This is a genomic window from Leucobacter komagatae, from assembly GCF_000834055.1.
Classification (GTDB): domain Bacteria; phylum Actinomycetota; class Actinomycetes; order Actinomycetales; family Microbacteriaceae; genus Leucobacter; species Leucobacter komagatae_A.
The window spans coordinates 23255-34316 of the sequence record NZ_JXSQ01000029.1; the positions used below are offsets into that span (position 1 = coordinate 23255).

Genomic DNA, 11062 nt, shown 5'->3' on the forward strand with positions numbered 1-11062 from the left:
GGCGTCGACACCACGGATCGGTGTCGATCCACACCACCGGATCAAGGAGGACACTGTGGTCCTGGACTACATCATCATCGCCGCGTATCTCGCGGGCATTCTGGGCGTCGGCTACTGGGGCATGAAGCGCTCCAAGTCGAAGAGCGACTACCTCGTCGCCGGCCGCCGCCTCGGCGGATTCATGTACTCGGGCGCGATGAGCGCGATCGTGCTCGGCGGCGCATCGACCGTCGGCGGCATCGGCCTCGGCTGGCAGTACGGCCTCTCTGGCGCCTGGCTTGTCACCTGCATCGGCCTCGGCATTCTCGTGCTCAGCGCGTTCCTCGCGAAGCGGATCGTGAAGCTCAAGGTCACGACCGTCACCGAGATGCTCGACCTGCGCTACGGCGGATCGAACGGGCTCATCTCGGGCATCGTGATGTTCCTCTACACGCTCATGCTCACCGTAACGTCGACGCTCGCGTACGCGACAATCTTCCACGTGCTGTTCGGCATCTCGAACGTGTGGGGTGTCGTCATCGGCGGCTCGATCGTCGCCGTCTACTCGATCATGGGCGGCATGTGGTCGATCACCATGACCGACGTCGTGCAGTTCGTCATTAAGACCGTCGGCATGTTCTTCATGCTGCTCCCGATCGCCCTCATGACCGCTTCCGACGAGGCTGGCGGCTGGTCCGGCATCCGCGAGCGGCTCGGCGACTCGTTCTTCTCGCCGTGGTCCATCGGCGGCATGACGATCATCACCTACGTCATCGTCTACACGCTCGGGCTCCTCATCGGCCAGGACATCTGGCAGCGCGTCGTCACCGCACGCACGCCCCGCGTCGCGAAGTGGGGCGGCCTCGCCTCCGGCGCATACTGCCTGCTCTACGCGCTCGCTGGCGCCCTCATCGGCATGGCCGCGCGCGTGCTGTTCCCCGAACTCGACAACCGTGACGACGCCTTCGGGCTCATGGCGCAGGAGATGCTCCCGCCAGGCGTGCGCGGCATCGTGCTCGCCGCCGCTCTCTCGGCGATGATGTCGACCGCGAGCGGCGCGCTCATCGCATCGGCTACGGTCTTCACGACCGACCTCATGCCTGCGGTGCGCCGCGTGCTCGGGATCCGCCCGAAGCAGGCGAAGATCGAAGACGGCCACGTAAGCGGCGACAGCCTCGTCTCGTACCGCGTGACGATCTTCATTCTCGCCGGTGTCACGATGTTCATCTCGACGCTCGTCAGCGACGTCGTCGCCGCCCTCACGATCGCCTACGACATCTTGGTCGGCGGCCTCCTCGTCGCGATCGTCGGCGGCCTGTTCTGGAAGCGCGGCACCCGGGCTGGTGCGCTCGCGAGCATGCTCGTCGGCACGATCACCGTGGTCATCTCGATGTTCGTCTGGGGCATCCTCGCGAACGAGCCGATCTACTTCAGCCTGCTCGCGAGCCTCGTCACCTACATCGTCGTGAGCCTCTGCACGAAGCCCGTCGCGCCCCAGGTGCTCGACGAGTGGACGCACCGCCTCAGCCTCGACGACCGCACCGCGGTGAACGACGTCGTCTACACCGACGAGCAGCGCTAGTACCGGCGGGCAAGCCCCGCACACACCGGTCCCGCGGAGGGCACGCCCGCGGGACCGGTTCCTTCCCCCTGAGTGCCTGCTCACCACAGTTCTTATGGAGGAACCAATGACCACACAGACTCCCGACACCGGCAAGCGCATCGGCGGCGACGTCGTGCTCGAAACGCTCATCGCGCTCGGCGCCCGCGGCGTCGTCGGGCTCCCCGGCCAGCACGCGCTCGGCCTGTTCGACGCGCTGCGCCGCTCCGATCTCGCGTACCTCAGCGCGCGCGTCGAGAACAACGCCGGCTTCATGGCCGACGGCCTCGCCCGCGTCACGGGCGCGGTCGCCCCGCTGCTGCTGTCGACCGGCCCCGGCGCGCTCACCTCGCTCGCAGCCCTGCAGGAGGCGGCAGCGTCGTCGATCCCGGTGCTCGCGATCAGCGCGCAGATTCCCGTAGCGGGTCTCGGCGGCGGCCGCCACGGCTACCTGCACGAGCTGCCGCAGCAGTCCGACTCGTTCCGCGGCGTCGTGAAGCACGTCGTGACCGTGCGCACGATGGCGCAGATCCCGACCGCGATGGCGGAGGCGTGGCGGATCGCCGACACCGCTCCCCGTGGCCCAGTGCTCGTCGAGGTGCCGCAGGACATCCTGCTCGCCCCGGCGCACGACGTGCCCGAGCTGTCGGGCGCGACGCTCCCGCAGACCCCGGCCCCGCTCGCACCCATCGCCGAGACCGTCACGCACGCGGCCGAGGCGCTCGCTGCTGCCGAGCGCCCGGTGATCTTCGCCGGAGGCGGCGTCGTCCGCGCGGGCGCGCAGGCCGAACTCGCCGCGCTCGCGGAGCGCCTCGACGCCCCCGTCGTCACGAGCTTCAGCGGGAAGACCGCGATGCCGTGGGCGCACCCGCTCTCCGCGCAGGGGTGGATCGAGGACATCGCGACCACCGAGTTTCTCGAGGACGCCGACGTGCTCGTCATCGTTGGCAGCGGGCTTGGCGAGCTCTCGAGCAACTACCACACGCTCCGCCCGCGGGGCCGCGTGATCCAGATCGAGGCGGATCTCGGCAAGCTCGGCTCGAACCATCCCGGCATCGGGATCCACGCCGACGCGAAGCTCGCCCTTGCTGGCCTCGAACGCGCGGTGGCAAGCGCCGGTCGCGAGACTAGTGTCGAGCGCCGGTCGGCAGCCACGGCGGGCATCGCCGAGCTGCTCAGCACCGTGCTCGCCCGCGTCGAGGGCCAGGGACGCGAGGCCGAACTCGCGCTCGTGCGCGGCCTGCGCGACGCCCTCGCCGACGGCACAAAGGTGTACTGGGACATGACGATCCTCGCCTACTGGGCGTGGTCGGCGTGGGACGGGCGCGGCTCCGAGTTCGCATCGGCGCAGGGCGCAGGCGGTCTCGGCTACGGTTTCCCCGCGGCGCTCGGTGCGGCGTTTGGGCGCAGGATCCAGGGCGAGAGCGGATCCGTCCTCGCGGTCTCCGGCGACGGCGGCGCGCTCTACGGCATTGCCGAGCTCGCGGTCGCTGCCCAGCACGACCTGCCGGTCGTATGGCTCATCGTCGACGACGGCGGCTACGGCGTGCTCCGCGAATACATGGAGGGCGCGTTCGGCGCCGCAACCGCGACCGAGCTCACGCGGCCGAACTACGTTGCCCTCGCCGAGGCGTTCGGCATCCCAGCGGAGCACACGACGCTCGAGGAGGCGCCGGCCGCGGTCGCCCGCGCGATGCAGGCGGGCGGGCCCCGTGTCGTCGTGCTGCCAGCGGTGCTCGAACTGTTCGAACCCACTCACCTCGATCGCCTGAGCAGTGGCGATGAGAACGGGGCGGCAGCATGACCCGGCCGCTCGTCCTCTTCACCGACGAAACCGACCTCGACCCGGCGCCTGGCCGGTCGCTCCTTGAGGCCGCCGGCTGCGATACGCTCCTCGCCGAGCTGCCAACCAGCGCCGATGCGCCGCGCACGCTGCCAGTGGGCGCGGAACGAGCCGTCGCCCTCGTCGTCGGCTACGCGCGGATCGATGCCGCCCTGCTCGACCTGATGCCGGACGTCGGCTTCATCGCGACGATGAGCGCCGGCTTCGACATGATCGACCGGGCCGCGGCTGAGGCACGCGGCATCTGGGTCGTGAACCTCACCGACGCGGCGACCGAGGAGGTCGCAGCGCACGCGCTGACGCTCATGCTCGCCCTCGAACGCGAACTGCGCGGCAGCCTTGCCGTGACGGCGGCAGGTGGCTGGACCGACGACGTGACCGCGGTGCCGCGGAGGCTCAGCGGGCTCACCCTCGGCCTGTTCGGCTTCGGCAGGATCGCCCAGCGGCTCGCACAGGTCGCGGCCCCGAGCTTCGCGCGCGTGATCGCGCACGATCCGTTCGTCACGTCCGCCGCGCACGGCGTCGAGCTCGTCGATCGCGACACGCTCATCGCGGAGTCGGATGTCTTGTCGCTGCACCTGCCCCTCACCCCGGACACCCATGGCGCGATCGACAGTGCAGCATTTGCCGCGATGCGGCCGGGGTCGAGCCTCGTGAATGTTTCACGTGGTGAACTCGTGGACCCGGCCGCGCTCACCGCAGCACTCGGCTCGGGGCAGCTGCGCGGCGCCGCCGTCGACGTGCTGCACGGCGAACCGCCAGCGACAGACCACCCACTGCGAACCGACCCCCGCGTGCTTGTCACACCGCACGTCGCGTTCCTGTCAGACGGTTCGCTCGAGCACTACACGCTCGACCCCGCCAGAAACGTGCTGGCTTGGCTGCGCACCGGATCCGCGCCCCGCGCCGCGATCGTCGGCCGCGACGCGGCTCCGCTGCTGTAGCGCCCCTCCCCAATAGCCGGAGTTGGCAGTTGTTGTCGCCACGATCGTGCGCAAGCGACAACAACTGCCAACTCTTCCGCCTGCGCGCTTGTACCGCGCGGGGAAGCGGCCGCTACGCGCGACGGAAACGAGATGCGATGATGCCGAGGGTCTGCCCGGCCTCACCGTTCCTCACAAGCAACAGGCAGCACGCGTAGACCGTTGTCATGAGCGCGGCGACCGCTGCACAGGTCGCGAGTGCCGCCCCAGCACCGCTCAGCGCCCAGCTGTCGACCCCGATCCCTCCGAACACATGCAGCAGCCAGGCGCCGGCGGCAGCTGCAGCCGCGCCGGCCACGGCGCTCTGCCACCAAGATCGCACGATGGCGCGGCCGCCAACGCCGCCGAGTCTGCGCCGCAGCACGACGAAGGTCACACCGAGTTGCACCCAGAACAGCAGGTTGGTGGCGAGGGTGATGAAGGCTGTTGCGGCCCCTGACGGGAGAAGCAGGCTTCCCGCGATGGCGACAAGCGAACACACGGCGATGGCAGCCTGGATGACGAAGGGGGAACGCGTGTCGCTGTGCGCGTAAAAGCCCCGGTTCAAGACGAACAGCACGCTGAACGCGACCGCACCGGTGACATGGCAAATGAGCACGGCCATCACGGGGTACAGCCGCTCGACGCTCGCGCTCGCCATGAGGATCCTGGTGATCGGCCCGGCGAGCACCGCGATCACGACAGCCATGAGAGTGATCGAAACGACGGTGAGGCGAGCTACGAGCGAGAGGTCGGCCCGGAGGGCCCCGGTGTCGCCGCGTTCGGCGGCCACGCTCATGCGCGTGAACCGCGAAGTTACGAGCGACATCACGATGATCGAGTGCGGAAGCACGGTGACAAGCGAGGCGAGTTGCCAGGCGGCGATCCCTGCCTCCCCGCCTGCGGCACGGTTCATCCCCTGGTTGAGGGCCAGCGCGACGATCTGTGAGACGAGCACACCGAGGAACGTCCAGCCGCCGAGCCTTGCGGTCGCACCAAGCCCCGTGCCGCGGAACTTGAAGTCCGGACGGTAGGACACGCCAGCGCGGCGCAGGAAGAAGAACAGAGCGACGGCCTGCAGCGTGACGCCAAGCGTCGCCGATCCAGCGATGAGCGCGGTGCCGCCTTCTGGCCACTCGGCGGCGGTGCGCTCCCCGTCAGGATCCGCCCCAACGACAATGACGAACGCGGCGAGACCTGCGATCGCGACGACGTTGTTGAGCACAGGTGTCCACGCGTACGGGCCGAACAGGCTCCGAGAATTCAGCACCTCGCCGAGCACCGTGTACAGCGTGAAGAAGACGATCTGGGGGAGTAGCCAGAACGCGAACCCCGTCGCGAGCGCGAGCTGGCCGGGTTCGGTCCAATGCGTGCCCAGCCATCCCATGAGTGTTGGGAGCAGCGCAGCCACGACAGCGCACACCGCGAGTGAGCCGCAAAGCGCGAGTGTGATGAGCTTGTTGACGTAGTCGGCGCCGCCGCCGGGGCGCAGACGAGCGCGGGTGAGTTGCGGCACGAGCACCGAGGTAAGGACGCCCGTCGCGACGAGCGTGTACACGACGTTCGTGACCTGGCTGGCAGTACCGAAGGCATTCGTAGCGAAACCAGTTGCGCCGATTGCTGCGACGAGCACCATGCTCCGGGCTAGGCCGAGCACCCGGGAGAGTAGCGTTCCAGAGGCTATCCAGATACTCGCGCGCGCTGCGCTTGCGGTGGCCATCGCACCAATATACCGGCACGTGTGGATATGCGAACGGGGCCCGCACCACCGACGTGGTGCGGGCCCCGGAACGGCAGCGGAACTAGCGTCTCAGACTCCGAAGACCGGGCCGAGACGCGGCTCCGCTCCCGTAGCCCCCCTCCCCAATAGCCGGAGTTGGCAGTTGTTGTCGCCACGATCGTGCGCAAGCGACAACAACTGCCAACTCTTCCGGGGGTGGAGCGAGAACTAGCGGCGCCAGACCCCGAAGACCTCCTGGCTGCGGGCGATCGCGGCCTCCTCGGCTGCGGTGTCACGGCCCCGGTTGAACAGGTAGTACGAGACACCGGAGACGACCAGTCCGACCGCGAACGCGAAGTCGGCCCCGTCGAGTGCCCTGGCAATCGGCCCGGTGTAGAACGACAGTGAGAAGAACGGGATCATCGCGACGAACCCGAGCGCGTACGAGGCGAGGCCGCGCCAGGCCCACTTGCCGTAGACGCCGTGCTGCGGGTTCACAATGTCGGTGAGCGCGTAGCGGCCGCGGCGCACGAGGTAGAAGTCGACAAGGTTCACGGCAGACCAGGGCACGAGGAAGTACAGCATGAGCCCGACGAAGCTGTTGAAGCTGTCGACGTAGTTCTCGGGGATCGCCAGCGCGATGACGAGCGTGATGATGCCGACGATGGTGAGCGCGATCACTCGCATGCGCACGGTCGGCTTCACCGGCTTAAAGCCGTCGATCGCGCTCGCGCCCGTGAGCATCGCACCGTACGCGTTCACGCCCATGATCGAGACGAGCGCGAGCACGGAGACAAGCACCGCGACCGTGCCGAAGCCGGGAACGATCATGTCGCCGACCTCGCGGAGCGTGCCGATCGGATCCGCGCCTGGAATATAGCTCGCGAGGATCGCGCCGAGCGACATGAGCCAGATCGCCGACAGGCCAGCGCCCGTGTACACCGAGGTGATGAGCTTCGGTGCCGATGCGTTCACCGGGAGGTAACGGGTGTAGTCGGAGACGTAGACCGAGTAGCTGATGTTGTAGCCAGCGGACAGCGAGAACTGAATGAGGAACGCCGAGGTGCTCCACCCTGCGGTGGCGACAGCGGCGGCAGGATCGATCGGCGCCTGCGAAAAGTGCACGATGGCGAAGACGGTGATGATCGCAAACACGGCGACGAGCGCGTACGTGAGCCAGCGCTGGATAAAGTGCAGCAGGTCGTGACCGACGACGGCGATGACGATGGAGACCGCGATGATGATCGGGTACCAGAACCAGGTCGCCTCGGAGTACACGCCGATGCCCTGCGTGACAAGGATCGTGTCGAACACGAGGAACCCGATGTAGACGAACACGGTCGCGATGAACGGGACGACCGCGCCGCGGCTGCCGAACTGGGCACGCGACTGGATCATCTGCGCGAGCCCCATCGTCGGCCCCTGGTTCGCGTGGAACGCCATGAAGAACGTGCCGAAGCCCGCCCCGAGCACAACCGCAAGCACGGTCCACCAAATGCTGAGCCCGAGGCTCGGGCCGGTGAACCCGACGACCATGGTGGTGAGCACGAAGTTGCCTGTGAACCAGAACGGCCCCTGGTGCCACACCTTCCCGTGCCGTTCCGAGAGCGGCACGACGTCGATCGAGCGCGTCTCGATCACGCCGGTGCGTGGCGTCGAAGTGTCTGAAGACATCATTATCCTTACTTCTGTCTGCCCGCGAACGCTGCGGGACTTCCGGTGACCTGTCGCGCTTGACGCGAGAGGGAGTTCGTTACCGCGCGTAGCGCGAGTAGAGGTCTTCGCGGCGGTCGGCGAACACATCGCTGTACTCCGCGATCCGCTTCGTGCGGCTGGCCGCGAGGTCGATTTCCGCGAGGATCGTTACCGCCTGATCATCACGATCCGCACCCACCTCGCCACCCGTGGATGAAGCGGGCGCGCGACGGATGTTGGACGCGTGCTCGGTGAGTGCGAGCGGCCAACCGTCGGCGTCGACAATGACCGATGCCGACGACCACTCGACGCCGCGCTCGCGCCCGGACCGGTCGCAGGCCGCGATCGCGACGCGATTCATCGAGGCACCCGCCTGCACTCGCATCACCTCACCTGGCCGCTCACCCGCTGGCCGGGGCACGCTTGGCCAGTTAACGGGGGCGCAAATGAGTTCGGCACCCTCGAGCGCCGCGATCCGCACCCACTCGGGGAACTCGAGGTCGTAGCAGATCATGACGCCGATGCGACCGGCTGGGGTATCGACAACGGGAGGGAGATCATCGCCCGGGGTGAAGATGAGCCGCTCGCGGTCCCACAGGTGGGCCTTGCGGTAGATCACGGGCTCCCCGTCTGGCATGACGAGAGCTGCGCTATTGAAGGGGGCGCCGTCGGGGTTTGTTTCGGCGAAGCCGGCGACAATGACGACGCCGAGTTCGGTCGCCGCCTCCTGCCATGCGGTGACAGCGAACCCGTCTGGCGCTTCGCTTGCGCCGGCTGCCTCAGCCGCATCCGCGAAAACGTATCCGGAGGATGCGAGTTCGGGGAGCACGATCACGGTTGCGCCCTGTGCTGCGGCTTCGCGCACGAGGCGGAGTGAGTGCTGTACGTTTTCGCGCACCGCTCCGAGAACCGGAGTGAACTGGCTGCATGCCACCAATGCCATGACGAGACCTTCCCCTTCACGCCCGCGAATGCGGACGACTTCGTAGCATACGTCTCTTCCTAACAGAGCACGAACGAAAAGACAGATCGATTTGCTTAGAAATAAGGATTTGCTCGAAAACTCGGAACAATATCGATTGTGTGCGAGGATTCGCGTAGAATTCATGATGATTTGTAGGGCACGCTAAGTGTGGAATTGGGGTGAGTGCGGTGGCGGATGCAGTCGAAGACACGCGCCGATCCGTACTGCGGGCACTCCAGGAAGACGGCCGTGCGAGCTTCTCCCGGCTTGCCAGCGAGCTCGGGGTGACGCGCAGGCTAGTGACGCAGATCGTCAACCAGGCAGTAGAGCGCAACGAGCTCAGGTTGACCGTGTCGATCAGCCCGGACCTCCTCGGGCTGCAGCGCTTCGCATATCTCCAGGTCGCGGTCGAAGGCGCTGTGGAGCCGGTGCGGCGGGCGCTTGTGCAGCTGCCAGAGACCTCCTTCGTTGCTGATGTCGCTGGCGCATTCCCGATCGACGCCGAAATACGGGTTGGCGCAGATCCCCACTTGAGCGACGTACTCACCCAGGTTCAGGCGATCCCCGGTGTCCGGAGTCTCCGCACGCACCTCTACGAGAGCATCGAAGTGAATCGTTACTCACCGCTGCGCACGGGGCATACGGATTTCTCGGTCGACGCTGCTGACCGCGCGGTCATCGCGCACCTGCAACGCGACGGCCGCGCAAGCTATCGAGAGCTGGGCGATGCGGCGGGTCTTTCTGCAGGTGGCGCGCGGCTCAGGTTCGAGCGCCTGAAGCGGGCGGGGGCAGTGAAGGTCGTCGCGATCCCGGTGCGCGATCACCAGCGCGAAACCCCCTCGGTCGGTGTGGGGATACGAAGCAGCGCCGCCACCGGCGACATGCTCTCCTTCCTCCGCGCTCTCGAGCCCGAGTTTCTCGCGACAGCGATCGGCACCTTCAACTACATCGCGACGTTCTCACGGGAGTCCGCGCAGGAACTCATCGGTGTCACCGACAGCCTGCACGAGGCGCCGAGCATCACCGCAGTGGAGAGCTGGGCAAACCTGCGGGTACTCAAGGAGCAGTACGGCGAGGGGGACAGGCTGGCGGTGACCGGGGCTAGGTGAGCCAGCGCCCACTGGCGCCGCGGACACGCCCGGAATGAGGGCCACATCGCGGCCACCATTGGGATCGGCGGCATCGGCTCTGCCTGGATTTGTGGGCCCTCTGGGATCCATGTAGTGTTATCACTCGTTGGCCCGGACGGAAACGGCAAGGGCAGCGAGAATCTCTCACACAACACCCCCACTTGAACCGCAGTTTGGTTTGTAAAGCGGGTAGGGAAAATGGGATTCACTCCTCACCTCAGGTGGTCGCTTTTCGGAGCGGTTGATCTCGGATCGAGCATGGCTCGGTCAGGTTCGGGAAGTAGCGGGAAACGCTGCGACACGGATTTGCGCGAGAGTGCCTGAGCGTGTAAGCTAGAAAAGTTGCTCTTCGGAGGGTCTCTTGGTTGAGATCGGTACGGTGGGTGTCTGGTTCTTGAGAACTCAATAGTGTGCACTTAAATTGTCAAATGCCAATTTATTATCCCCGGCATCGAACCGTTTGGTTGGGTGTTGGAGATTCCTTTTTTTGGATAACAAACGAAATTTCGTCAGTATTGATGAGTTTCTGTTGTCAGGTTGAACTCGCTCGCATGCATGGCTTATTCCGCTGTGGTGTGGGCATGTAATTTTTTTACGGAGAGTTTGATCCTGGCTCAGGACGAACGCTGGCGGCGTGCTTAACACATGCAAGTCGAACGATGAAGCCCAGCTTGCTGGGTGGAAGAGTGGCGAACGGGTGAGTAACACGTGAGTAACCTGCCCTGAACTCTGGGATAAGCACTGGAAACGGTGTCTAATACTGGATACGACCTATCACCGCATGGTGTGTAGGTGGAAAGATTTATCGGTTCTGGATGGACTCGCGGCCTATCAGCTAGATGGTGAGGTAATGGCTCACCATGGCGACGACGGGTAGCCGGCCTGAGAGGGTGACCGGCCACACTGGGACTGAGACACGGCCCAGACTCCTACGGGAGGCAGCAGTGGGGAATATTGCACAATGGGCGCAAGCCTGATGCAGCAACGCCGCGTGAGGGATGACGGCCTTCGGGTTGTAAACCTCTTTTAGTAGGGAAGAAGCGAAAGTGACGGTACCTGCAGAAAAAGCACCGGCTAACTACGTGCCAGCAGCCGCGGTAATACGTAGGGTGCAAGCGTTGTCCGGAATTATTGGGCGTAAAGAGCTCGTAGGCGGCTTGTCGCGTCTG

The 11062-nt window shown here is 66.1% G+C and carries 7 protein-coding genes and 1 rRNA gene; 5 read left to right on the forward strand and 3 right to left on the reverse strand.

Translation table 11 applies throughout. The annotated features are described in order from the left end of the window. Positions 1–55 precede the first annotated feature (55 nt). The 3 genes from SD72_RS14460 to SD72_RS14470 all read left to right on the forward strand — a co-directional run bounded on the left by SD72_RS14460 (position 56) and on the right by SD72_RS14470 (position 4366). The gene (locus tag SD72_RS14460; RefSeq protein WP_042545174.1) at positions 56–1561 is read left to right on the forward strand and encodes a sodium:solute symporter; all 1506 of its coding nucleotides are present in this window, start codon (positions 56–58) and stop codon (positions 1559–1561) included. Between the two features lie 106 nt (positions 1562–1667). Further along, a complete protein-coding gene (locus SD72_RS14465) occupies positions 1668–3383 on the forward strand; it encodes a thiamine pyrophosphate-binding protein (RefSeq protein WP_052492734.1) in 1716 nt (571 codons plus the stop codon). Beyond that, complete coding sequence (locus SD72_RS14470; protein WP_042545176.1) at positions 3380–4366, forward strand: C-terminal binding protein; 987 nt, start codon at positions 3380–3382, stop codon at positions 4364–4366. The genes SD72_RS14465 and SD72_RS14470 overlap by 4 nt, the downstream gene beginning before the upstream one ends. 112 nt (positions 4367–4478) lie before the next feature. On the opposite strand, the gene murJ is transcribed toward SD72_RS14470, so the two are convergent. The 3 genes from murJ to SD72_RS14485 all read right to left on the reverse strand — a co-directional run bounded on the left by murJ (position 4479) and on the right by SD72_RS14485 (position 8742). Further along, positions 4479–6104, reverse strand: coding sequence for a murein biosynthesis integral membrane protein MurJ (murJ, locus tag SD72_RS14475; protein ID WP_042545177.1), 1626 nt, complete (start codon positions 6102–6104; stop codon positions 4479–4481). A 228-nt stretch (positions 6105–6332) separates the two neighbouring features. After that, a complete protein-coding gene (locus SD72_RS14480) occupies positions 6333–7778 on the reverse strand; it encodes a purine-cytosine permease family protein (protein WP_232299806.1) in 1446 nt (481 codons plus the stop codon). A 79-nt stretch (positions 7779–7857) separates the two neighbouring features. Further along, a complete protein-coding gene (locus SD72_RS14485) occupies positions 7858–8742 on the reverse strand; it encodes a nitrilase-related carbon-nitrogen hydrolase (RefSeq protein WP_042545179.1) in 885 nt (294 codons plus the stop codon). Between the two features lie 209 nt (positions 8743–8951). On the opposite strand from SD72_RS14485, the gene SD72_RS14490 reads away from it, so the two are divergent. After that, on the forward strand, positions 8952–9872 hold the full coding sequence (locus tag SD72_RS14490) for an Lrp/AsnC family transcriptional regulator (RefSeq protein WP_157000612.1): 921 nt from the start codon (positions 8952–8954) through the stop codon (positions 9870–9872). Between the two features lie 612 nt (positions 9873–10484). Next, positions 10485–11062: ribosomal RNA gene (locus tag SD72_RS14495) — 16S ribosomal RNA — on the forward strand; the annotation flags it as partial.

Coding starts and splice junctions, on each gene's coding strand:
- SD72_RS14465 (WP_052492734.1), top strand. CDS start 1,668: ATGACCACACAGACTCCCGACACCGGCAAGCGCATCGGCGGCGACGTC.
- SD72_RS14470 (WP_042545176.1), top strand. CDS start 3,380: ATGACCCGGCCGCTCGTCCTCTTCACCGACGAAACCGACCTCGACCCG.
- murJ (WP_042545177.1), bottom strand. CDS start 6,104: ATGGCCACCGCAAGCGCAGCGCGCGCGAGTATCTGGATAGCCTCTGGA.
- SD72_RS14480 (WP_232299806.1), bottom strand. CDS start 7,778: ATGTCTTCAGACACTTCGACGCCACGCACCGGCGTGATCGAGACGCGC.
- SD72_RS14485 (WP_042545179.1), bottom strand. CDS start 8,742: ATGGCATTGGTGGCATGCAGCCAGTTCACTCCGGTTCTCGGAGCGGTG.